General features: G+C 46.6%; 20 protein-coding genes. 10 read left to right on the top strand and 10 right to left on the bottom strand.

All coding sequences use genetic code 11. The features are described from left to right. Positions 1–4: 4 nt before the first annotated feature. The 3 genes from R7Q11_RS23455 to R7Q11_RS23445 form a co-directional block, all read right to left on the bottom strand. Positions 5–763 (bottom strand): DNA-binding domain-containing protein, encoded by a 759-nt coding sequence (locus R7Q11_RS23455; protein ID WP_225466759.1) that lies wholly within the window; start codon positions 761–763, stop codon positions 5–7. Next, a complete protein-coding gene (locus R7Q11_RS23450; RefSeq protein WP_225466758.1) occupies positions 760–1632 on the bottom strand; it encodes a DUF692 domain-containing protein in 873 nt (290 codons plus the stop codon). The genes R7Q11_RS23455 and R7Q11_RS23450 overlap by 4 nt, the downstream gene beginning before the upstream one ends. A 99-nt stretch (positions 1633–1731) precedes the next feature. Beyond that, positions 1732–1992, bottom strand: coding sequence for a DUF2282 domain-containing protein (locus R7Q11_RS23445; RefSeq protein WP_005378779.1), 261 nt, complete (start codon positions 1990–1992; stop codon positions 1732–1734). A 281-nt stretch (positions 1993–2273) separates the two neighbouring features. On the opposite strand from R7Q11_RS23445, the gene uvrD reads away from it, so the two are divergent. Then, positions 2274–4448, top strand: a complete 2175-nt coding sequence (gene uvrD / locus R7Q11_RS23440) for a DNA helicase II (RefSeq protein ID WP_005378778.1) — start codon at positions 2274–2276, stop codon at positions 4446–4448. A 982-nt stretch (positions 4449–5430) separates the two neighbouring features. Here the strand turns inward: uvrD and ggt are convergent. The 4 genes from ggt to rarD form a co-directional block, all read right to left on the bottom strand. Next, the gene (gene ggt / locus R7Q11_RS23435; protein WP_225466757.1) at positions 5431–7197 is read right to left on the bottom strand and encodes a gamma-glutamyltransferase; all 1767 of its coding nucleotides are present in this window, start codon (positions 7195–7197) and stop codon (positions 5431–5433) included. A gap of 111 nt (positions 7198–7308) precedes the next feature. Then, positions 7309–7968, bottom strand: coding sequence for a LysE family translocator (locus R7Q11_RS23430; protein ID WP_017633799.1), 660 nt, complete (start codon positions 7966–7968; stop codon positions 7309–7311). A 91-nt stretch (positions 7969–8059) separates the two neighbouring features. After that, positions 8060–8857: an AraC family transcriptional regulator gene (locus R7Q11_RS23425; protein WP_158157032.1), complete on the bottom strand. Its 798-nt coding sequence runs from the start codon at positions 8855–8857 to the stop codon at positions 8060–8062. Between the two features lie 73 nt (positions 8858–8930). Beyond that, positions 8931–9848, bottom strand: coding sequence for an EamA family transporter RarD (gene rarD, locus R7Q11_RS23420; RefSeq protein ID WP_086047101.1), 918 nt, complete (start codon positions 9846–9848; stop codon positions 8931–8933). 178 nt (positions 9849–10026) lie between these two features. Here rarD and recQ point away from each other — a divergent pair, with 178 nt between their 5' ends. The 3 genes from recQ (at position 10027) to R7Q11_RS23405 (ending at position 13081) form a co-directional block, all read left to right on the top strand. Then, positions 10027–11862 (top strand): ATP-dependent DNA helicase RecQ, encoded by a 1836-nt coding sequence (gene recQ / locus R7Q11_RS23415; RefSeq protein WP_005451195.1) that lies wholly within the window; start codon positions 10027–10029, stop codon positions 11860–11862. A gap of 9 nt (positions 11863–11871) precedes the next feature. Continuing rightward, positions 11872–12177 (top strand): DUF3630 family protein, encoded by a 306-nt coding sequence (locus R7Q11_RS23410; protein ID WP_054575526.1) that lies wholly within the window; start codon positions 11872–11874, stop codon positions 12175–12177. A gap of 229 nt (positions 12178–12406) precedes the next feature. Continuing rightward, positions 12407–13081, top strand: coding sequence for a 7-cyano-7-deazaguanine/7-aminomethyl-7-deazaguanine transporter (locus tag R7Q11_RS23405; protein WP_085570146.1), 675 nt, complete (start codon positions 12407–12409; stop codon positions 13079–13081). Positions 13082–13302: 221 nt separating this feature from the next. On the opposite strand, the gene R7Q11_RS23400 is transcribed toward R7Q11_RS23405, so the two are convergent. The 3 genes from R7Q11_RS23400 to rhlB all read right to left on the bottom strand — a co-directional run bounded on the left by R7Q11_RS23400 (position 13303) and on the right by rhlB (position 17950). Next, positions 13303–14946 (bottom strand): sugar nucleotide-binding protein, encoded by a 1644-nt coding sequence (locus tag R7Q11_RS23400; protein WP_225466756.1) that lies wholly within the window; start codon positions 14944–14946, stop codon positions 13303–13305. A 171-nt stretch (positions 14947–15117) separates the two neighbouring features. Further along, positions 15118–16611 (bottom strand): guanosine-5'-triphosphate,3'-diphosphate diphosphatase, encoded by a 1494-nt coding sequence (gene gppA, locus R7Q11_RS23395; RefSeq protein ID WP_053350783.1) that lies wholly within the window; start codon positions 16609–16611, stop codon positions 15118–15120. Positions 16612–16630: 19 nt separating this feature from the next. After that, positions 16631–17950 carry an ATP-dependent RNA helicase RhlB gene (gene rhlB / locus R7Q11_RS23390; protein ID WP_005378764.1) on the bottom strand — a complete coding sequence of 440 codons (1320 nt, stop codon included), beginning with the start codon at positions 17948–17950 and terminating at the stop codon, positions 16631–16633. 111 nt (positions 17951–18061) lie between these two features. On the opposite strand from rhlB, the gene trxA reads away from it, so the two are divergent. The 6 genes from trxA (at position 18062) to fre (ending at position 23882) form a co-directional block, all read left to right on the top strand. Next, on the top strand, positions 18062–18388 hold the full coding sequence (gene trxA, locus R7Q11_RS23385) for a thioredoxin TrxA (protein ID WP_004745500.1): 327 nt from the start codon (positions 18062–18064) through the stop codon (positions 18386–18388). Positions 18389–18584: 196 nt separating this feature from the next. Then, on the top strand, positions 18585–19844 hold the full coding sequence (gene rho / locus R7Q11_RS23380; protein ID WP_005378757.1) for a transcription termination factor Rho: 1260 nt from the start codon (positions 18585–18587) through the stop codon (positions 19842–19844). Positions 19845–19950: 106 nt separating this feature from the next. Continuing rightward, positions 19951–20943 (top strand): hypothetical protein, encoded by a 993-nt coding sequence (locus tag R7Q11_RS23375; RefSeq protein WP_136976338.1) that lies wholly within the window; start codon positions 19951–19953, stop codon positions 20941–20943. Positions 20944–21034: 91 nt separating this feature from the next. Next, complete coding sequence (ubiD, locus tag R7Q11_RS23370; RefSeq protein ID WP_225466755.1) at positions 21035–22888, top strand: 4-hydroxy-3-polyprenylbenzoate decarboxylase; 1854 nt, start codon at positions 21035–21037, stop codon at positions 22886–22888. Continuing rightward, positions 22885–23154: a 2Fe-2S iron-sulfur cluster-binding protein gene (locus R7Q11_RS23365; protein ID WP_009696789.1), complete on the top strand. Its 270-nt coding sequence runs from the start codon at positions 22885–22887 to the stop codon at positions 23152–23154. The genes ubiD and R7Q11_RS23365 overlap by 4 nt, the downstream gene beginning before the upstream one ends. A gap of 14 nt (positions 23155–23168) precedes the next feature. Then, positions 23169–23882: an NAD(P)H-flavin reductase gene (gene fre, locus R7Q11_RS23360; protein WP_005382872.1), complete on the top strand. Its 714-nt coding sequence runs from the start codon at positions 23169–23171 to the stop codon at positions 23880–23882. Positions 23883–24226 lie beyond the last annotated feature (344 nt).

Raw genomic sequence — 24226 nt, 5'->3', positions numbered from 1 at the left:
CTCCTTAGATTGATTGCAATGTAAAGCCGTCAACAATATCGAGTGCCATGATGCGATTGAGATGAGCGAGTAAAACTTCAGGTATTTCGCTCAAACTCTGCTTCTGCTCTAAACATTGCAGCAGTTGGAACACATCGGCATCGAGTGCGTGACACAAGGCTTCTCCATTGGCTTGAATCGAGATGACACCTTGCTGTAATTGGTTGATATTAAGTTGTTCGAATTGCCCAGTTTGAATCGCACTAAATAGATCGAATACTGCGTAGTTGGAGTCAAAGCTGCGGCAGCCCTTTTTAAGGTGTAAGACTAAAGCGGGTTGTTGCTCTTCACTCACTTCGCCAAGTAACGCAAGCGGTTTTAATTCTGCTGCATTGGATTGCTCATACTGTGCTTGACGAGCTAGGTCGATATGCCACTCGAAGCGTGCGACTTCAGGGCTGTAAGGTGCTTGTGCGATCACCTGACTGAACTGCATGATGGTGCCTTGAAAGCCTTCGCCATAATGCACCACATTTCCTTCTTCTAATGGGTAAGAAAGAACATGCTGGCGAGCTATCTGTTCAAAGCATTCTTCACCAAGCAGCGCTTCAACCATCGGGTAGGTCGCGGATAATACCTCGCTTAAGCTGACGATAAAGTTATTGCGGTAAATTTGTATGCGTTCATCAGCGGTAAACTCATCACTGGCAATATCGCAGTCTTCACCGAGCGCTTGATAGTGCAGGGCTTTAGCAAACTGGCTTTGTAAGGTGGCTAGATTCATGATGCCTTCCTTGGTTCGCTTTGTTCACTTGGAAGTGTGCCTTGCAACAGCAGTTGCGATGCTTTCCGCGCTTCTTCGAGCAAGACTTCTGGCGCGGGGATATCCAAATCCCATTCAATCAACGTATGACGTGGACCGTGTTTTTTTGTCCACTGTGAAAACAACTGCCAAACTTCATCGCTAACCGGGCGGCTATGGGTATCAATCCATATCTCACCTTTGTCGAGTTGTTTAATGGTAAAACCTGCCAAGTGAATCTCATCCACTTTGTCGGCTGGAATCGCATCTAGGTATGTGTCGCAATCAAAACCGTGGTTGAACGCCGAAACATAAACATTGTTTAAATCGAGCAATAAACGACAGTCAGTGCGCTTTTGCACTTCGGTAAGAAACTCCCATTCGCTGATGGTCGAATGTTGAAACTTCACATAACTAGATGGGTTCTCTATCAAGATCTCGCGTTGCAAATATTCCTGCACTTCATTCACGTTACGAGTGAACACGTTGAGCGCTTCTTCCGTATACGGAAGTGGAAGCAGGTCATTAAAGTAGTGACCGCCGTTTTCACTCCAACTTAAATGGTCAGAAACAAGAATTGGGTCGATTGAGTCAATCAGTGATTTAAGTTGCGCAAGATGCTTTTGACTAACACGTTCCACCGAGCCCAGCGACAAACCAATACCGTGGCAGCTAATTTGATATTGCTCGCGAAGCGTTTGTAGCTGATGGCGCTCTGTTGCATTGGGTTGGAAATAGTTTTCACTGTGGATTTCTAACCAAGACAACTCGGGTTGGTTTTGGCTAAAGTAATCGAGGTGAGGGGTTCTTAACCCAACTCCAACAAGGTCGTGGAAGGTGTGGTGTTTCACGTGAAACTCCTTTTCAAATCGTGCGGGAAGAGAAGGATGCGTCTTGGCTTTGCGTTGGTTGAGCGTCAACGCATCCTCACAATAGCTAGCGATAAAAGATTATGAAGAAGAAGTGCTACCGCCAGCGAGCTTGTCACAAAGACCTTTTGGTACGACTACGAATGCGTCTTTTTGGTTATCTTCTTTAGAAGTACCAGCGCATGAGCTGCTTTTTGTTGCACAGTCGTTTTTACCTGCTTTAGAAACGCCATAGCACTTTTCTTTTTCAGCAGCGACAGCTGGAGCTGCAGTTAGCATTGTGCCACCAAGAGCTAGAAGACCAGTAACAGCAGCAGTAACAGCTAGATTCGACTTTTTCATAATAAATTCCTCTGAATGATTTCCTTTACTTTAAGTTGGCAAGATGAATCGCCTGTTTTGGCGTTTTTGTTATCAACTTGCTTAACTTAAAAGATAGGAAACTGGCTAAAAAACTTTCAGAAAAATTTCTGAAGTAAATAGGTTTGTAGGGTCAAATAGGTATAACTAATTGATGTGTTGGGCAAAAAAACATCAATTTTTTTATCAAGTTTTGTCTAAACAGCACCCGGTTGTTTAGGTTATAATCGGTTTTTATGTATAAATAACCAGTAGCTCTCATCATGATGGATCCATCTCTATTACTCGACGGTTTGAACGATAAACAACGTGAAGCCGTTGCAGCACCTCTAGAAAACTTGCTCGTTCTTGCTGGCGCAGGAAGTGGTAAGACACGCGTTCTTGTTCACCGTATCGCTTGGCTGATGTCGGTCGAGCAAGCTTCTCCGTTTTCAATCATGTCGGTAACCTTTACCAATAAGGCGGCGGCAGAGATGCGTGGACGTATCGAAGAGCTAATGATGGGCAGTGCAGGCGGTATGTGGAATGGTACTTTCCACGGCATTTGTCACCGTATTCTGCGTGCACACTATCTTGATGCGAAGCTACCGGAAGATTTCCAAATCATTGACAGTGACGACCAACAGCGTCTACTAAAGCGTTTGATTAAAGCGCAAAACCTCGATGAGAAGCAGTGGCCGGCACGCCAAGTGGCATGGTGGATTAACGGTAAGAAAGACGAAGGTCTGCGCCCGTCGCACATTGATGCGTACCATGATCCAGTAACCAAGACATATCTGCAGTTGTACACCGCTTACCAAGAGGCGTGTGACCGTGCTGGTTTAGTCGATTTTGCGGAAATCTTGCTGCGCGCACATGAGCTACTGCGTGATAACAAGTTCGTCCGTGAACACTACCAAGCACGCTTTAAGCACATCTTGGTGGATGAGTTCCAAGATACCAACAACATTCAATATGCTTGGCTACGTATGATGGCGGGTCCTGAGTGTCACGTGATGATCGTAGGTGATGACGACCAGTCGATTTACGGCTGGCGTGGTGCAAAAGTCGAGAATATTGAGAAGTTTACGCTGGAATTCCCAAGCGTGAATACCATTCGTCTTGAGCAAAACTACCGTTCCACTAAGACCATTCTGGAAGCATCTAACACCCTGATTGCGAATAACACCGAGCGTATGGGTAAAGAGTTGTGGACGGATGGCGTGGTCGGTGAGCCTATCTCGGTTTACAGCGCTTACAACGAATTAGATGAAGCCCGTTTTGCGGTGAACAAAATCAAAGAGTGGCAAGACAAGGGCGGTGCTCTGAATGACGCTGCGATGCTTTACCGTAACAACGCCCAGTCGCGTGTTCTGGAAGAAGCGTTAATTCAAGCCGGTCTGCCTTATCGTATCTATGGCGGCATGCGATTCTTCGAACGTCAGGAAATCAAAGATGCCTTGAGCTACATGCGTCTGATTGCCAACCGTAACGATGATGCGGCGTTTGAACGTGTGGTGAATACGCCAACGCGTGGTTTGGGCGATAAGACGCTTGAAACCATCCGTTTTGCGGCTCGTGATCGTGGTTGCACCATGTGGGAAGCGAGTGTGGCAATGTTGGACGAGAAGGTGCTTGCTGGTCGCGCTGCTGGTGCTCTGAGCCGTTTTATCGAGCTTGTCACGGCGCTAGAAGACGACACCTTAGAGATGCCGCTGCATCACCAAACTGACCATGTAATTAAATACTCGGGCTTGTTCGCGATGTACGAGCAAGAGAAGGGCGAAAAGTCTAAGGCACGTATTGAGAACTTGGAGGAATTGGTGACCGCAACTCGCCAATTCGAGAAACCAGAAGAAGCCGAAGACATGTCACTGCTGACGGCATTCCTAACCCACGCAGCACTAGAAGCGGGCGAAGGACAAGCGGACGAATTTGAAGATGCGGTTCAGCTCATGACATTACACAGTGCGAAAGGTCTAGAGTTCCCATTGGTGTTTATGGTCGGTGTGGAAGAAGGCATGTTCCCAAGCCAAATGTCGGCAGAAGAAGCAGGGCGCTTAGAAGAAGAACGCCGTCTGTGTTACGTAGGCATGACCCGTGCAATGCAGAAACTGTACATCACTTATGCTGAAATGCGTCGTTTGTACGGTCAGGATAAATACCATAAACCGTCTCGCTTTATCCGTGAACTGCCAGAAACTTGTTTAGATGAAGTACGAATGAAGGCGCAAGTTAGCCGTCCTTCAAGCAGTGGTCGATTTAGCCAAACTGTTGTGAAAGAGAGCTTTAATGAAACCGGCTTTACGCTAGGTTCTCGTGTGATGCATCCAAAGTTTGGTGAAGGCACCATCATCAACTTCGAAGGCAGTGGTCCACAAAGCCGTGTACAGATTGCCTTTAACGGTGAAGGCATCAAATGGTTGGTAACTGCTTACGCACGACTAGAGAAACTGTAAGGCTTGACCAAAACTCATACCAATCGTAGTAAATAACTGGTCATTCTAGCTTGTTAAAATACTCGATAACTGCGTTGCAATTTTTGATTGTAGAATAACTACTTATCGAAAAATTGCGCCTTGTTCTCAAGCATTTTCCCTACGCTATTTCTGATCACTTATTTACTGTGATTGGTATCATCAACTTAAGAGCTGCTTCGGCGGCTCTTTTTGTTTGTGCGGTTTTGGTGTCGCTAACGCAGTAAAAAATGGAATGATAAATGGAGTACAAAAGCGCGACTTAACGATGCCGTTTGAAGTGAAAGGTGGGCGTTGTGGGTGAATGCCTGTTTTCAGCAGATCTACTGAGAAAAACTTTAGGCAAAGAAAAACCCCGAGGGCTTGCGCCCATCGGGGTTATAGTCTTACTCGCAGCAATCCAGCTACTAAGAGTGCTCCATGCATCTAATCCATGATAGTGTGCTGAATCCGTCAGCTTAATCCTTACGTCGCCTTCCTAGCGGTGTCCTTAATGACCTTATCCTGGTCTGCTAACTATCCTCGTTAGCTCTCATCACTTGTTCCCTGAGCGGTGTCCCTGACATCATCCTGATGTTCAAATCCTTGCCTCGTCCAGAGGTGTCCATTTCCCGTCCTTAGTAGCAACCATCCTAGTCACTATTGATTCCGTTCAATGTCCAATTTTGCAATCCATGCCCGACTATTCATCCTGAATAACCGTTTCTTCTTCCTGAAGTTCACCAAGTCCGTGGTGTTTCCTGTTCCGTGTCAGCATCCTTCCGACAGGTTTAATATTACGTGTTTAACGATTTCCAACAACGGGCTAATCTCACATTTTTTAACTCTCTTAGCGTTCAAAAAAGATACATGAGTATTAAATTCAATGGCTTATGCTCTTTTCTGTACGGTTTTACCATTAAAAAAGAGAGGTTTGCTCAACCCTTTGTGAGAGATCTCGCACAAGGGGTCGAGCGAAAGACTCTTACTGCCCGATAGCGGCACCTTCACGTCTTGGATCCGCAGCGCCTTCAAGACCGTCTTTTGTTATTCGTATCGCATGCAGACCAGAGTTCAAATCCCGAACATCGGTTTTAAAGCCCATCTTCTCCAGAGCAGGATGTAAGCCCTCTGCGGCGGTACCTTGCTCAATATCTAAGGTGCCAAAACGGTTCAGCAATCGTGGCTGATTAATCGCGCTTTGGATGTCCATATCCCATTGCGTGTGGGCGATAATGGCTTGTGCGACGTAACCAATAATGCGGCTACCACCCGGTGAGCCAATAGCCATGTAAGGTTTGTCATCCTTCATCAAAATGGTCGGTGCCATGGAGGAGCGTGGGCGTTTTCCCGGTTCTAAGCGGTTCGCGATTGGCACACCATCTTGATGCGTGCGGAAAGAGAAATCGGTCAGTTCGTTGTTGAGCAAGAAGCCACGCACCATCAAGCGTGAGCCAAAGGCGTTCTCGATGGTTGTTGTCATTGAAACCACATTGCCTTGCTTATCGACGATATTGAAATGGCTGGTGGAAGGCAACTCGATCGATTGGTCCATGCTTAAGTTCATCGCGTGCGACCAAGGAGGGTTGCCGGCTTCAACCTTACTCAAGGCTTTACCGACTTGAATGAGCTCAGCACGTTGTTTGAGATAATCTTTATCAAGCAAGCCTTCGGTTGGCATTGGCACATAATCTTGGTCAGCCATGTACTTACCGCGATCCGCAAACGCAAGGCGCGATGCATCGGCGATCACTTGCCATGATTTTGCGCTTTCGGCTCCCCAACCTTTAAGATCGTATTGCTCGGTGATCGCGAGAATCTGTCCAACCGTCAATGCGCCAGAGCTAGGTGGTCCCATGCCGCAGATGTCATAGCTTTGGTAAGCCGCACAAACCGGTTCACGTTGCTTGATTTGGAACGCATCAAAGTCAGGTTGTGCCAATACGCCAGGATTGCCCGGTGCATTTTGTACGGTCTTGATGATGTCTGTGGCGATATCGCCTTGATAGAAAGCTTTTGCCCCTTGCTCTGCAATTGCCGTCAGAGTTTGCGCGTATTCAGGGTTCTTCAACAACGTGCCTTCGGCTTTTGGTGAGCCATCTGGATTGAAGAAGTAAGCCTTAGTCGCAGGGAAGCGAGATAGGCGCTTGGCATCTTTTTCAATCAGACTCGCGAGGCGAGGACTAACTTCGAAACCTTGTTCAGCCAAGGTAATTACGGGTTGGATGATCTTTTTCCATTCCAACTTGCCGTATTTCTGGTGCGTGTCCCACAGCAGTTTCACTGTACCAGGAGTGGCAACGGAGCGCCCGCCGACAACCGCATCGTAAAATTGTAGGGGTTGTCCTTTTTCGTCTAAAAAGAGTTTCGGCGTCGCGGCGAGCGGTGCGGTTTCGCGTCCATCATACGTAGTCAGTTTTTGTTTCTCACTGTCCCAATACACTAAGAAGGCACCGCCACCAATACCTGATGATTGCGGCTCTACCAAGCCCAGCATCAATTGTACGGCAACCATGGCATCAATAGCATTGCCCCCTTGTGCAAGAACATCCGCCCCGGCTTGGGTTGCAATTGGGTTAGCAGCGGTAACCATATAATCTTTCGCTTTGACCAGTTGTTTTTGCTCGAAGCCAGTGCTGTGCTCCGGCGCAACCGCATCTGCTGCTTGGTTAGCAAAGGTTGGGGTAGATAAGACGAGTGGGGAAGTAAGAAAAAGACCCGTGGTCACGAGTCGGTTGAACGTCCAATGCATGATGACTCTCCATGTTGCCAGTTTTGTGCTTTGAGCTTGGCAGTTATGGAGAGTCACGTCGAGTCAGCAATCTTAGAAATGTCGATTGTGCTACGCTTTTAAATCAGTACTTTATCCGATAAAAGTATTGATAGTTTGGTATAGAATACTGCCGCCCACTAGAGTAAATACCACGCCGCATAGACCGTCGATGTAGATACCCGCTTGTTGCAATTTACGCTGTAAGCGCTGTGTCGACAGCATCCATGCAAGGCTAGAGAACCAGAATAGCGACAAGCCAAACAGGATGACCAGTGCAATACCTTTGCCAGTAATCGACATACCTGCTGGGACTAAACTCGACATCAAACTGACAAAGAACACCAGGGCTTTTGGGTTAAGAATGTTGGTCGCAAACCCTTTAGCAAACGCTTGACGCTTATTGCTGATCACTAGGTTATTTTGCTTCTTAGGTTGATCCGTCTGTGGGTTTTGGATCATCGAGATCACGGCACGCAATGCGCCAATTCCTAAGTAGAGCAGGTAACTACCACCGAGCAGTTGTACCACGGAATACAGCACTGGGTGCTGGTGGACGACAAAACTCACACCTGTCAGGCTGAACAAAGAGTGCAGCAAAATACCGACGGACAATCCCAACGCAATGTACAAGCCAGTTTGACGACCATGACGCGTCGCATTTTGTACGACCAGCGCAAAGTCCGGACCTGGACTCATTAGGGCAATAAAGTGAATGCTGGCGAGTGTCAGCAATATGGTGGATTCATTCATAACACATCTCAAATTTAACCAATGCGGCTATTGTCGTGGTAAGTCACCTGTGGCGCTTGTAAAAAACTGACAGCTTTCTCGGTAAATGAAATTAACGAGCCACTTGAGAAGGGGAAACGCCGTAGGTCTGTTTAAACGCTTTGCTGAAATGCGCTTGATCGTAGAAACCGATCTGGTGGGCGACGTCGGTACCACATTGACCAGCTTGCAGTAACTTCATGCCTTGTTCAAGGCGCAGGCGTGCGAACCACGCATAAGGCGTCATGCCGGTTTGCGCTTTAAAGTGGCGCTGGAACTGAGTTGGGCTCAGTTGGCACAGCTCTGAAAGTGAATCCAAACGCACCGCTTGGTCAAGGTTAGCCATTAGATAATCTTTTAACGTCCCAAGCGATTGGTTTCCTAGCGGCACCACTTTTTGTCGCTCAAGCGATCCGTAGCGATCAAAAAGTTGGTTAAATCCTTCAAAAGGAAGGCAATCTTTAGTGAGTTGGCTGAGGTTTTCACGACGAAGTAGCCCGTGTAAGTTACTAAGTTGTGAAAATATCTGGGGATCCGAGATGATCAGTTCGTTGAAGTGTATTATTTGACCGTTTTTCTTAAGATCGGCTAGATCGCTCAATAGGTGAGGTTCGATCGCAAACACATTCACTTCGTAGCCACTCTCGAGCTTAGATTGCCCGTCGTGCAGCTCATCCGGCGGCATAATCACAATTTGCCCGTGACCAACTTGGTGGTTGTTACCTTGATATTGGAACTTCTGCGCACCATGCGTGATCAGGCCGAGATGAAAATCCAGATGGTAATGCCTTTGAAAAGCAAATTTCTGGTATTTCGCCTCTATTAGACTCAAGTTGTCATGGTCGGTTGCGTAGTACTGAATATGTTCCATTAAACAAAAAAAAGCTTGGTCACATTATGACCAAGCTTATCTGGCAATTTCTAACTTGTCTTGTAAAAAACGATCACTGTGGCTGAACGATTCGGCGTGAGCGACGGTTATTACGTAATCCATCAAAGCTAAACACGACTAGTGCTCCCCAAATAAAGACGAAAGTGATCGCTTTATCCATGGTAAAGGGTTCGCCATACATCAATACTGCAAGTAAAAACATTAAGCTTGGGCCTATATATTGGAAAAAGCCCAAAGTCGATAATTTGAGTCTTGTTGCTGCACCCGTAAAGCACAGCAGTGGCAGGGTTGTTATAACCCCAGCTGCGATCAACAAACTATTTAACGTAAGTGGATTCGTAAACATATTTGAGGTTGGTGTATCGGCAATAAAAAGCAAATAAACAGCGGCCACCGGCAGCAGAAGTAATGTCTCGATAAACAAGCCAGTTTTTGCATCGACACTGACTTTCTTTCTTAATAAGCCATAAAAGCCGAAGCTCATTGCTAACGCCATCGCAACAACAGGTACGGAGCCAAATACAATCAGTTGAACGAGTACGCCACAACCTGCCAATACAACCGCGAACCACTGTAATTTACGCAGTCTCTCTCCCAAAAATACCATCCCAAGTAAGACGTTGATCAGTGGGTTAATGTAATAACCTAAGCTGGCGTCGAGCATATGATTCGAGTTTACCGCCCAAATGAAAATCAACCAATTGCCGCCAATTAACATGGAACTTGCGATCAGGTAAGCGATTTTCTTTTTGTCTTTCGCGATGTGGTAAGCCGAGCGCCAGTGACGGCCAAAATGGAGGAGTGCAGCAAGCAAAAAGAAAGACCATATCACTCGGTGGCTGAGAATTTCCAAAGGAGATACTTGTGCGATGGACTTAAAGTACATCGGCGCAATGCCCCACATGGTATACGCGCCAATCGCTAGCAAGATGCCTTGCCGCGCGCGTTGTTGTTCGTCTTCTGGTGTCATGAAGTGTCACCTAATTGTGTGTTTTATAGAGCAGAAAATCAGTATACGAGTCGTGATGCGAAACACCTAACAATTTGCGGTTTTATTCACCATGAAACCCCATTACAATGTGCCCTCACTTTGTGTGCCAGTGGTATGCATAAGCACCTCTTTTTTAAGACCCAATCTGAGACTTTTCATGACCTCTACCTTGTTAGCCGAACAATCAGACTCGCCTGTAACGCCTCAACGTGTGTTGGAGGATGTGTTTGGTTACCAAGAGTTCCGTGATGGTCAGCAGTTGGTGATTGATGCTGCGGTAGAAGGTCGCGACAGCTTAGTTATCCTGCCTACTGGTGGCGGTAAGTCGCTGTGTTATCAAATCCCTGCTTTGGTTCGCTCTGGTATTACTTTGGTGATTTCTCCGCTTATTTCGCTGATGAAAGACCAAGTGGACCAGCTTAAAGCCAACGGTGTAGCGGCTGAATGCATTAACTCGACCATGCCTCGTGAAGAACTGCTCAGCGTATATAACCGCATGCACACTGGTCATCTTAAGTTGGTGTACGTCTCACCAGAACGCGTATTGATGCGTGATTTCATTGAGCGCTTGGAAAACTTGCCGCTATCGATGATTGCTGTCGATGAAGCGCACTGTATTTCCCAGTGGGGACACGATTTTCGGCCAGAATACGCCGCGCTTGGTCAGCTTAAGCAGCAGTTTTCCCATGTGCCATTTATGGCGCTGACGGCGACAGCAGATGACGCAACGCGCCGAGATATTCTTGAACGCCTGCAACTGAATAATCCAGAGGTTTACCTAGGCAGCTTCGACCGTCCCAACATTCGCTACAACTTAGTTGAGAAGCACAAGCCGGTTTCGCAAATCGTTCGTTATCTTGAAACCCAAAAGGGGAATTGCGGCATCATCTATTGTGGTAGCCGTAAGAAAGTTGAGATGGTGACCGAGAAGCTGTGCAACAACCACATTCGTGCTGCTGGTTATCACGCAGGTATGGATGCCGATGAGCGCGCTTACGTTCAAGAAGCTTTCCAACGCGATGATATCCAGATCGTGGTGGCGACCGTGGCATTCGGTATGGGCATCAACAAACCAAACGTGCGTTTTGTGGTTCACTTTGATATCCCGCGCAATATCGAATCCTACTATCAGGAAACCGGTCGTGCAGGGCGTGATGGTTTGCCTGCCGAAGCGATGATGTTGTATGACCCGGCGGACATCAGTTGGCTGCGTCGTATGTTGGATGAGAAAGACGATGGTCCACAGAAGCAGGTGGAAACCCATAAACTGAATGCGATGAGTGCCTTTGCTGAGGCGCAAACCTGTCGTCGTCAGGTGCTATTGAATTACTTTGGTGAGTATCGTGAGAAGCCATGTGGCAACTGCGATATTTGCTTAGATCCACCGAAACACTTTGATGCCACGGAAGAAGCGCGTAAGGCGCTATCTTGTGTGTACCGTGTTAATCAGAGCTTTGGTATGGGTTACGTAGTGGAAGTGCTACGTGGCATGCAAAACATTCGTGTACGTGAAAACGGGCACGATAAGATTTCTACCTACGCGATAGGGCGCGACCATAGCCACGATTACTGGGTGAGTATCTTCCGTCAGTTAATCCACAAAGGGCTGTTGTTCCAAAACATTACACGCAATTCAACGCTACAACTTACCGAAGAAGCGCGTCCGCTGTTGCGTGGCGATGTGACTCTAGAGTTAGCGGTTCCGCGTTTAGACACCGCAGCACGTGCAGCGAAGTCGGACAAACTGACCAGCAAGAACTACGACAAAAAGCTGTTTGCTAAGTTACGTAAGCTGCGTAAGTCGATTGCTGATGAAGATGGTTTGCCACCATACGTGGTCTTCAGTGACGCGACTCTGATTGATATGGCGGAAATTCTGCCAACGTCTTACGGCGAAATGCTGGCAGTCAGCGGTGTTGGTCAGCGCAAACTAGAGAAGTACGCCGACCCATTCCTTGATTTGATTCAAGAACACATTACTCACCACGGATAAGGAACCAAGATGCAAAAGGAATTTGGCTTAGCGGACTACATGGCACAAGAAGGTCGCTTAATCATTACTGCGCCGAGCTTTGACCTTGATAGCTTTCCTGCTTTAGGTGAGCGTTTAGTCGGCTTGCTTTCTGCTACTGTGGTTGAAAAACAATGGGATGCGGATATTCACTCTTGGCTGATCGACTTTGAAGGTTGCCGACTGTTTATGAAAGCAGAGCATTACAGCGAAGCGATTTGGTTTGAAGCGTTAGCGATTGAAGAGAGCAGGGAAGAGTTGGAGTATCTTGCAGGATTGTTCCAGCGCGGCTTCTAGAAATAGCATTTGAAAGGGTGTTTCACATGAAACACCCTTTTTTATGCTTAAACGTTTGCGTAAAACAGACGACTTGCGGCGAAAAGTGGTTAATGTATAATCGCCCACCGCTTCGCTCAGAATGAGCCAAGCCAGTTTATTTTTCATTTTACATTGTTGGTAAGAGCCACTTTATTCAGTGACTCGATTTGGGTTCCCTCACCCCCAAACCAAACTAAAAAGGTATCGCATGAGTAACTTTACCCCTGCGCAGCAGCGCAACGCCCTTATCTATCTGGTTCTATTCCACCTAGTCATTATTGCATCTAGCAATTACCTAGTTCAGCTACCGTTTACTATTTTCGGTTTCCATACCACTTGGGGTGCATTCACTTTCCCATTTATCTTCTTAGCGACTGATTTAACTGTGCGTATTTTCGGTGCTCAGTTGGCGCGTAAGATCATCTTCTTAGTGATGTTGCCTGCTTTGGCAGTGTCTTACTTCTTATCGGTGGTGTTCTTCGAAGGTCAATTCCAAGGTTTTGGTCACCTGGGGGAATTTAACTTATTCGTTGCTCGTATCGCGATTGCTAGCTTCATGGCGTACCTACTTGGTCAGATCATGGATGTGCATGTGTTCAACCGCCTACGCCAAATGAAACAGTGGTGGGTAGCTCCAACGTGTTCAACGCTTTTCGGTAATGCACTTGATACCATCGCTTTCTTCGCCATTGCGTTCTATCAAAGTCCAGATCCATTCATGGCGGAGCATTGGACGGAAATCGCGTTGGTGGATTACGGCTTCAAACTGATTATTAGTCTTGGTTTGTTCGTTCCTATGTACGGCGTATTACTGAATTACCTCATTAAGAAGCTGACTGTGGTGAACCCTGACTTTAAGGTGACGACAAGCGTTCAGTCTTAATATCAGTGGGAACCCCGAAAGCCGCTTGCTCAAATCAAGCGGCTTTTTTGTGCCTGTTTACTTGGGTTTAGAGCGTTTTGTACAACGTGGTGAGTAATTAGATCATAGGTGTCCAAAAGCTCCCTAAGCTGTACGAAGGTAAAAATGAGCAATAAAAAGGTCCCGAGTGAGACCTTTTAATCGAAGATACGGAACGTAGAGGAAGCTCGTTGGTGAAATGGCTAACAGAGCATCTTCTCAATCAAAATGGCTTTTTGCGCATCGAAGGCGCCAAGTTGCAGGCCGTTCTCCCAACTGATGCTTTGATTGAACATCGCCAGCATCAAACCGACACTGCGTTGATTGGCGTCCTGCCAGCAATCAGATTCGCTGTACTCTCCATCATTTATCGCGTTGCCATTAACGAGAATGGGCTCGAAACGCCATTTTTCGCCGACACGGTAGTAGCCTTTACTGGTTAAGGTCTGGTTGGATTGAATCGTTAAAATGTGCTCGATGCCCGGCTCACCGGTTAATTCAAATACAAATCTTAGCTGGTGGTCGCCACATTGCAGCTCAACGATCAGTTGGCCGTTTTCCTCAATCAGTGTTGACTGAGAGTAGTCTCCGAAGCAGTGCAGCAACCAAGAAATAGGGTGACTGGCTGTTTCAAGAAACCACTCTTTGAGTGTGAAGGTGCCCGGTAGGTTAACTTGGGTGATTAGATTGACCACACAAGGTTGGGTTTGCGAGGTGAGCCATTTCTCTATCGTCTTGGCGGTCTCTAGCTGAGCAAAGGCGTAATTAACCAATAGGTTGGAGTTCGGTTGCTGCCAGTGAGTGATGTCGGAATTCAATCCCACCAATGGCTTTTCACAAATCAGCTTGGTTGAACCTAACGTCTTTATGATCTCTGCATGAGTATGCGCAGGTGTCGCGATGGTCACGACATCGAGTTGTTTGAGTGCGCTGATGTTCGTTTCTGCCTTTAGGATTGCTTCCTCACTGCACGCTTGCTGAAGCGGTTCTATTTGGTTGGCGCATAACGTTGTGACCGATACACCATTGTTTCGATAGTGGGGAATGTGCGTGCGTCCCCAGTTGATGCCTATGATGCCAGCTTGTTTGATTTGCTCTGGCTTGTTGAAACGTTCACTCAATGGCGGCAAGGCAATTCGTTCATCTGTTAGACGTTGGTCATGGTGATAATCATTGCTTGGCAGCACTTGCCATGGCTTGTTGTAATGCTGCTTGAGTGCACAAACGAGTTCGTAGAAATTCCACTTATCCTTTAAGTTGCTATCAAGATGGTATAAACCGGCTTCGTTCCGCTCAATAAGCTGCAAAAAGGCGAGTGCAGTATCGTCCATATGAGAAGTCGCGGGATACCAAGCTGTGCTAGCGGTAATAACGCCGTACTCTTCATATTGGCGGTCGAGATGCGCCAACATGTTATTGCCTTCTGCTTGGTGATGGAGCTGCCAACCAATTCGAGCAACCATCGCATCTGGATTTGCTTGCCAGATTGCATCTTCACAACGAACTTTGTATTTGCCGTAATCATCTTGGGTGTTTCTTTCTTCAAAGATGCCATAAGGCCCGTTTTTTGTGGCATCAAATACCATTGCTGTGCTGACAAAGAGGTAAGGAATATTATGGCGTTTGCATTGCTCACCAAGCCACGCTGCCCACTCTTCACTTCCCATCGCCATATGGCACACCGCATTGATGTGGTGTTGCTGCCAAAATTGTTCACTTTGCTGTAGATCATCCGGCGGGATTTGGTGGTGATTCCACTCCAATATGTTCCAGCCGCGTAGGTGAAACTTATGAGCGACTTTTGGGGCGAGGGTGCCAGTTAAGCCAGTCATTAAAACGGTTTTCATGATGGTGCATCTTGGTTGGCTAAATTGTGTTTATCAATAAAGCATGGCTGTTTTTCGATGTAGAGCGGAGAAGCTGAGATTTTTGCTGGGCAGCACGTTTTGTAGGGGAAGTAGATGCAAAAAAGCCCAAGCGAACGCCTGGGCTTAATACGTTATGACAGAAGTGGTCGATTATATTGCTACGACGCTTAACGGCCAGCCGATGTCTGTCTGACGGTTGGATTCAATTTCCAACTCAGCCGCAGTCAGTGGGTTTTTCTCTAGCCATTGCGCATCAATGTGTAACGTTAGATTGTCGCCTTCAACTGTTAGAGTCACATTTGGCTCTAGATCAGGATTGCGACGATGGCTGAGCAGAACCGCAAGACGCAACAGTCTCAATACTCGTTTGGCACTTGAGCCTGATAATGCATGCTGCTCAGGTAAAGAAGTGAGCTGTTCGCGATAGCGACGAGCCACTTCACCAATAAAGAACTTCTGTGCGCGCGTGTAACCAGGCAGATCCAAATTCTGCAGCAAGTAAGCACTATGCTCTCCGCCTTTTTTGAAATCGATAGTTAAACCAATTTCATGCAGTTTTGCGGCGGTCTCGAGTAATATCTTGCCCTGAGGCTCTGTAATCCACTCATCGCCCCCAGCTTGCTGTAAAAGCGTGTGTGCCAGAGTAGCGACTTGTTCGCCGTATTGGTGATCGAGCTGATAGCGATTTTGTACGCTAGCGATAGTGCGGGCACGAATGTCTTCTTGGCGAAGCTCTTCAACCATCTCATACACTAAGCCTTCGCGTAGTGCGCCGCCAGCGAGTGTCATAGCATCGATTTCAAGCAATTCAAAAACGGCAATCAAAATAGAGAGGCCACTAGGGAACACTAATGCCCGCTCAAGTGTTAAGCCTTCAATATCGAGCTCTTCTAAATGGTCGGCCAACATGGCTTGCTTCTGTAGACGCTTGAGTTTGGAGTGAGTGATTACTTCGTCCATGCCTTGCGCCAGCATTATCTCTTGCAATGCCTGAACAGTGCCTGATGCACCAACACACACATCCCAACCAATTTCTGTATAACGTTCTAAAATCGGCTGAATGGTCTGTTTCGCTCCTTCAATTGCCGCGTCAAAGTTACGAGCATTCAATTGGCGATCTTTAAAGAAGTTTTCAAGCCAAGTCACGCAGCCCATTTTTAAGCTGGTCAGTGCTTTGGCTTCGAAACCTTCACCGATAATCAGTTCGGTACTTGCTCCACCGATATCGACTACAAGGCGACGACCACTACCGCCAGAGGTGTGAGCGACACCTTTATAGATAGTGGCAGCTTCTTCTTCACCAGTAATCACTTCGATAGGCTGGCCTAGAATTTGGTTAGCCTTTTCTAAAAACACATCTACATTGGTCGCGGTACGTAATGTTGCAGTACCGACGATGCGAATGTTTTGTTTAGGAATGTCCTGCAAGCGTTCCGCAAATAGACTTAAGCAGTCCCATCCTCGCTGCATAGCTTCCATACTAAGAGAATTATGTTCATCTAAGCCCGCTGCTAGACGAACTTTGCGCTTAATTTTAGCCATTGTTTGAACGCTGCCATCGATGTGACGCACAACGAGCATGTGAAAACTGTTCGACCCGAGGTCGATGGCGGCATATAGCGGTGATGATCCTGCTTGACTCATAAACGAACTCAGTTTCCTATTACGATTGTTTTGGTGCCGATTGACGCGGTTGGCGTGGACGACGTCCCTGCGGCTTACGGTTACCAGAACCAGAACGGGTACCGCCAGTATTCGTGCGGCGCTGTTGGTTGCGTGGTGCACGCATACGAATCGGAGCCGGTAGATCTTGAATCAGTGCCGACGAATCGTACTCTGAAACTGGGATTGTATGCTCAATGTATTCTTCGATTGCTGGTAGGTTAACCGCGTACTCTTCACAAGCAAAACTGATCGAATGGCCGCTCGCACCAGCGCGACCAGTACGGCCAATACGGTGAACATAATCTTCACAGTCGTCAGGAAGGTCGTAGTTGAAAACGTGCGTTACCTGAGGAATATGCAGGCCACGCGCTGCAACGTCAGTTGCAACTAAGATGTCGACATCACCTTTGGTGAATTGCTCAAGAATCTTCTCACGCTTCTTCTGCGGTACATCGCCAGTAAGAAGGCCTACACGGTGTCCATCGGCAGCCAAATGTCCCCAAACCGATTCACACTTATGCTTGGTATTGGCAAAAATGATAGCGCGATCTGGCCACTCTTCTTCAATTAGTGTTTGAAGCAGCGCCATTTTGTCTTCATTCGAAGGATAGAAAAGCTCTTCCTGGATACGGTGGCCAGTTTTTTGTTCTGGTTCGACAACGACATGCTCAGGAGTATTCATGTGTTCGAATGCCAGTTCTTGAACGCGGTAAGACAGCGTTGCTGAGAACAGCATGTTCAAACGCTCTTTTGGCTCAGGCATACGACGGAACAAGAAGCGAATGTCTTTAATAAAGCCAAGATCGAACATGCGGTCGGCTTCGTCCAGAACAACAGCTTGAATGTTGTTGAGGTTAAATACGCGCTGTTTGTAGAAATCGATGATACGGCCTGTTGTTCCGATCAGAATATCTACGCCGTCTTGCAGTTTCGCAAGTTGCTTGTCGTAGCTTTCACCACCGTAAGCTAGAGCGGTTTTTAGACCTGTGCTTTCAGTTAATGATTCTGCATCATTGTAAATCTGAATAGCGAGCTCACGTGTAGGCGCCATAATAATTGCGCGTGGCTGTGTAGGCTTACGACCTTCATGTTCCGGAGTCGTCAGAAGGTGGTTGAACGTAGCAGTAAGAAACGCGAGCGTTTTACCAGTACCCGTTTGGGCCTGGCCTGCGATGTCTTGGCCGGTGAGCAGGACCGGCAACGCCAAGGCTTGGATAGGGGTACAAAATTCGAACCCTTTTTTGTCCAATCCTTCAATAACTTGGGGCTTTAAGCCCAAATCGGCGAACTTTTGCTCTGTGATATGCGTCTTTTTCATGGCTATAGAATATCAGCTAAAGCTTGCAATACGAAAGTAAATACATTCCAATAGGGCATCTAATTACTGGTTATCATCCAACCAGTTTCGAAAAACACATTGGAGTGGAAGATGAGTGATAAGATTTTGCAGCTAACTGATGACGGTTTTGAAAACGATGTAATCAACGCTGCAGGCCCGGTTCTAGTGGATTTTTGGGCAGAATGGTGTGGTCCTTGTAAAATGATCGCTCCTATTTTGGACGAAATCGCAGACGAGTACGAAGGCAAACTCACTATCGGTAAACTAAACATCGACCATAACGCAGGTACACCACCTAAGTTTGGTATTCGCGGCATTCCAACGCTATTACTATTTAAAGATGGTAACGTAGCGGCAACGAAAGTAGGTGCTCTGTCTAAAACTCAACTAAAAGAGTTCCTAGACGCAAACTTATAATCACCAAGTGATTACAGATAAAACCGTGCAAAGTTACAATGCACGGTTTTGTTTTTCTAACTCTGGACTAGAATACTAATTAGTGCTAACTTATCGCGCGTTAATTGAACAAATTTCTCTTCTTGGTCGATCCTGAGACCAAATCCATCTTAACTAGAAAACAGATCTTATTTTGACTAAACAAGAATCCACCACCATGAACCTTACCGAACTGAAGAACAGACCTGTGTCTGACCTTGTAAAACTGGGCGAAAGCTTAGGATTAGAGAACCTAGCTCGCTTAAGAAAACAAGACATCATCTTCGCGATTTTAAAAGCGCACGCGAAAGGCGGCGAAGACATCTTTGGCGATGGGGTTCTGGAAATTCTGCAAGACGGCTTTGGTTTCCTACGCAGTGCAGATAGTTCATACCTTGCGGGTCCGGACGATATCTACGTATCACCAAGTCAGATTCGTCGCTTTAACCTACGTACTGGTGACTCTATCGCTGGTAAAATTCGTCCACCAAAAGACGGTGAACGTTACTTTGCCCTTCTAAAAGTCAATACCGTTAACGACGATAAACCAGACAACGCCCGTAACAAGATCCTATTTGAAAACCTTACCCCTCTACATGCGAATGAGCGCATGGTTATGGAGCGTGGTAACGGTTCAACAGAAGACATTACAGCACGTGTTTTAGACTTGGCATCGCCAATCGGTAAAGGTCAACGTGGTCTGATTGTTGCTCCGCCTAAAGCGGGTAAAACAATGCTTCTGCAAAACATCGCGCAAAGCATCGCGTACAACCACCCAGAGTGTGAGTTGATGGTTCTTCTTATCGACGAACGTCCAGAAGAAGTAACTGAGATGCAGCGCCTAGTTAAAGGTGAAGTGGTTGCGTCGACTTTCGATGAGCCAGCATCGCGTCACGTACAAGTAGCGGAAATGGTGATCGAGAAAGCAAAACGTCTTGTTGAACATAAGAAAGACGTGGTTATCTTGCTTGACTCTATCACTCGTCTAGCTCGTGCTTACAACACCGTAGTGCCTTCATCAGGTAAAGTACTAACTGGTGGTGTGGATGCAAACGCATTACATCGTCCTAAGCGTTTCTTCGGTGCTGCACGTAACGTAGAAGAAGGCGGCAGCCTAACTATCATCGCAACGGCACTAGTAGATACTGGTTCTAAAATGGATGAAGTTATCTACGAAGAGTTCAAGGGTACAGGTAACATGGAACTGCACTTGAACCGTAAGATTGCTGAGAAGCGTGTATTCCCTGCGATTGACTTCAACCGCTCAGGTACACGTCGTGAAGAGCTACTGACGAAGACTGACGAACTACAGAAGATGTGGATTCTGCGTAAGATCGTTCACCCAATGGGCGAAATCGACGCAATGGAATTCCTAATCGATAAGCTAGCGATGACGAAGACCAACGATGAGTTCTTCGATGCGATGCGTCGTCAATAGTCTCAGATAAGTTATTCTGCGAAAAGCCACCGTATATCGGTGGCTTTTTTATTGCTTTCTCCCGATAGAAGTATCAGAATGAAGGAAATGTTATCGGGAGGTTAACATGCAACAAGGAATGTTGTCGTCATTACTCCTGAGCTTGTCACTTATCACTCTACCTGCGACATTATCTGCCAAGGAAATGCATGAGTCTGTAGTAGAGCAGTGGCTTCAGGATACTCAAATACAGACTAAAGTCTCTGAACTGCTTGATTACGCTGTCAGAGATGAAGTCGACTCGCTTAAATTCGCCCTTGATAGACTTGCTTTGCCTCAACAAGAGGTGGTGCGCTTTCAATTATTGGAAAAGCTTGAAAAGCAAGATGTGATTCTCACGCCTCGAATGGCTCTGTTTGTTGAGTCCCAGATCCGTATGACCCCGACTTATCAAGTGTTAGAGCGAGGTGATGGGTATGAATTTAGTGTACCCGCTTTTAACTTTCCCGTTATTGCGAGTCGCTTGATTAAGCGTTGGAAACAAGACCAAAGTACCTTGGACTTTGTCTTACAAGCTGAACGAAGAGAGCTTAACTTAAAGCAATGGCTTACAGGGCCATCTCAACAAGCTCAAGCACGTGAAGCGCTTTTGATTCGAGAGTTAGACAGCTTATCACCCAACGCGCTTGCTGCATTAGCGGCCCAGTTAACCAAAGCAAATGTGACCAGTTGGTTACCCTCGACGGCCGTGATAGTCAGGTTGGCACAAGTTAGTCAGGATGAGGAAGTGTACAACTTACTCTGGCGGATGAAAGCCGATTACAACAGCCAGTCCGAACTTGAGCGTTTAGCTGCGGTTGGAGACGTTTTTTCCATTCAGCAATTGATGAATGCCACAGTTAACCCATCACTCAAGCCAGAAGCTATTAGTCTACTTACAAAATCTAACCCTCTATCTCCGCAAGTAAAGCAGTTTCTAGTTAGAAAAATGGCGTTATCAGAAGAAGCAACCATGGTTGCTCGAGAGCTTGCTCAACAAGGGCATCAAACCTGGTTGGAAGAGTTAGTATCTTCGAACCATCAGATAAAGACTCGGCAGATTGAACAAGTATTAAAGTAATCTTGCTCACATACCCACACAAAATAGGAGGATCTTAGCGTCCTCCTATTTGTTATACTGCGGACAGTTTAATCAGCCAGCATGAAGGCCTATGAGTTTTAAGGATTTACGCGAATTTATCGACCACCTAGAACAGAAAGGTCGACTTAAACGCATCACTCACCCTGTCGATCCCGCTTATGAAATGACAGAAATCAGCGACCGCACCTTGCGTGCTGGTGGACCTGCGCTGTTGTTTGAGAACCCAATCGGCTACGACGTACCTGTTTTGACTAACCTGTTTGGTACACCAGAGCGTGTCGCAATCGGCATGGGACGTGAAGACGTTAAAGAATTAAGAGAAGTCGGTAAGCTGCTGGCTTATTTAAAAGAACCTGAGCCACCAAAAGGCTTCAAAGACGCTTTAGAAAAACTGCCTGTGTTCAAACAAGTATTGAACATGCCGGCTAAGCGTTTACGTAAAGCACCATGCCAAGACATTGTTTGGCAAGGTGATGAAGTCGACTTGGATAAAATTCCGGTAATGAGCTGCTGGGCAGAAGATGTAGCGCCGCTGCTTACTTGGGGCTTAACCGTAACCAAAGGTCCAAATAAGAAACGTCAGAACCTAGGCATTTACCGTCAGCAGAAAATTGCCAAGAACAAAATCATCATGCGTTGGTTAGCCCATCGTGGTGGTGCGCTTGATCTGCGCGATTGGATGGAAACCAACCCAGGTAAACCTTTCCCAGTTTCGGTCGCGTTTGGTGCAGACCCAGCAACCATTCTTGGCGCAGTAACACCAGTGCCAGATACGCTATCGGAATACGCATTTGCAGGTTTGTTGCGTGGAAGCAAAACGGAAGTCGTGAAGTCAGTCAGTAATGATTTGGAAGTGCCAGCGAGCGCGGAAATCGTGATGGAAGGCTATATCGACCCGAACGAGTTTGCTGATGAAGGTCCTTACGGTGACCATACTGGCTACTATAACGAAAAAGAAAAGCACCACGTATTTACTATTACGCACATTACTATGCGTAAAGACCCTATTTATCACAGCACCTACACAGGTCGTCCGCCAGATGAACCAGCTGTATTGGGTGTGGCATTAAACGAAGTGTTTGTGCCGATTCTGCAAAAGCAATTCCCAGAGATTGAAGACTTCTATCTTCCGCCAGAAGGTTGTTCGTACCGAATGGCCGTCGTCACCATGAAGAAGCAGTACCCAGGACATGCCAAGCGCGTAATGATGGGCGTGTGGTCTTTCTTACGTCAATTCATGTATACCAAGTTTGTTATTGTGTGCGATGAATCGGTAAACGCACGAGATTGGAATGATGTCGTGAAAGCCATGTCAGAGCATATGGACCCTGTGCGTGATACCTTGATGATAGATAACACGCCAATCGACTCGCTCGACTTTGCTTCACCTGTGGTTGGGCTTGGCTCCAAAATGGGCTTGGATGCGACCATTAAATGGGATGCCGAGCTGGCGACGCGAACCGAGGTCACTGAGCGAGACAGCAAAGCGATTACCGAAGCAGAACTAAATGAGTTGAAACAGCAACGCCCTGAGATTGTTGACGTCTATCTACCGGCTACAGCAAACAACCAATTTGCTGTCGTGACTATGAAGAAAGACCAAGCTGGTCAATCCCAAGAATTGATGGAACACATATGGGGCTTCTTTGCTCAGTACACGGATAACAAATTCATCATTTTGTGCGACGATGACGTTAATGCACGAGATTGGAATGACATCATTTGGGCGGTGACAACTCGAATGGACCCAGATAGAGACACGATTCAAGTGCTTGGTAAGACTGAGAGTTCATCCAAATTAGGACTGGATGCGACCAACAAGTTCGAATCTGAAGTCACGCGCGAGTGGGGTACGCCTATCAAAAAAGATCCTAAACTTGTGGCTAAAGTCGATGAGATTTGGGACCAGTTAGGTATTCTATGAGTCATCAAGTCCACCTTCTACCAATGGACGTTACATTCCAAGTAAAAGAAGGGGAGACGGTGTTGGAAGCTGCGCTCAACAACAATATTCGCTTCCCACACCGTTGCCAAGTTGGCGCTTGCGCCATGTGCATGTGTAAAAAGCTAACGGGCGAGGTGAGCTATCACCTCGAACCTATGCTAACCGAAAAAGAGCAACAGCAAGGTTGGATATTCCCTTGCCAAGCCTATACAGAAAGTAATTTAGTGCTTACTTTTGACGAGTAAGCGAGAGGAACACCATGACCATCCAATGTAAAGTAAAGTCTATTCAGCCGTTAGCTTGTAATACTTACCAAATCCTTCTTCATCCAGAATCACCAGTGCCTTTTAAAGCGGGTCAGTACCTAATGGTGGTGATGGGTGAAAAAGACAAACGTCCTTTCTCTATCGCAAGCAGCCCTTGTCGTCATGAAGGTGAACTTGAACTGCACATCGGTGCTGCGGAACACAACGCTTATGCACAAGAAGTTGTCGAAGCAATGCAAGCGGCGCTTGAAACTGATGGTCAGATTGAAATTGATGCGCCACATGGCGATGCTTGGGTTCAAGAAGAAAGCGAACGCCCATTATTATTAATTGCTGGTGGTACAGGCTTCAGTTACGTTCGCTCGATTCTGGATCACTGCGTAGCGCAGAATAAAACCAATCCTATCTATTTATATTGGGGCGCGCGCGATAACTGCCAGCTTTATGCTAAAGACGAACTGGTCGAGATTGCCGACAAGTTTGCCAATGTTCATTTTGTGCCAGTAGTAGAAGAAGCTCCTGCAGACTGGCAAGGTAAAGTTGGTAACGTGCTACAAGCTGTAGCTGAAGATTTCGAAAGCTTAGAAAACTACGATATCTATATTGCAGGTCGTTTTGAAATGGCTGGCGCAGCACGTGAACAGTTCACTCAGAACAAGAAAGCGAAGAGCGAACGTATGTTCGCAGACGCGTACGCATTCATTTAAATACGGCTTTTAAGGCAGAAAAAGAGGGTTTTTTACCCTCTTTTTTGCTTTTTTGATGAAATAGTCATCGAACAGTCATTTTTTTCCATTTTTTTTCAAAAAAGGGTTGCGAACGGAACTGAGTTCCCTATAATGCGCATCCACCGACACGGCAGACGCGATAAGGCTTCAGCAGGGTCGGAGAGGTGAAAGCTTCTACGAAAAATAAAATTGAAAAAGTGTTTGACACTGTCAATTAAATCGCTAGAATGCACCTCCGCTTTGAGAAGAAAAACTTCTCGCAAAGCAAGCTCTTTAACAATATAGACCTATCAATCTGTGTGGGCACTCGTTGATGATAATCC

Source organism: Vibrio sp. 970 (assembly GCF_033339075.1).
This window is presented reverse-complemented; position numbering and strand designations above follow the sequence as displayed.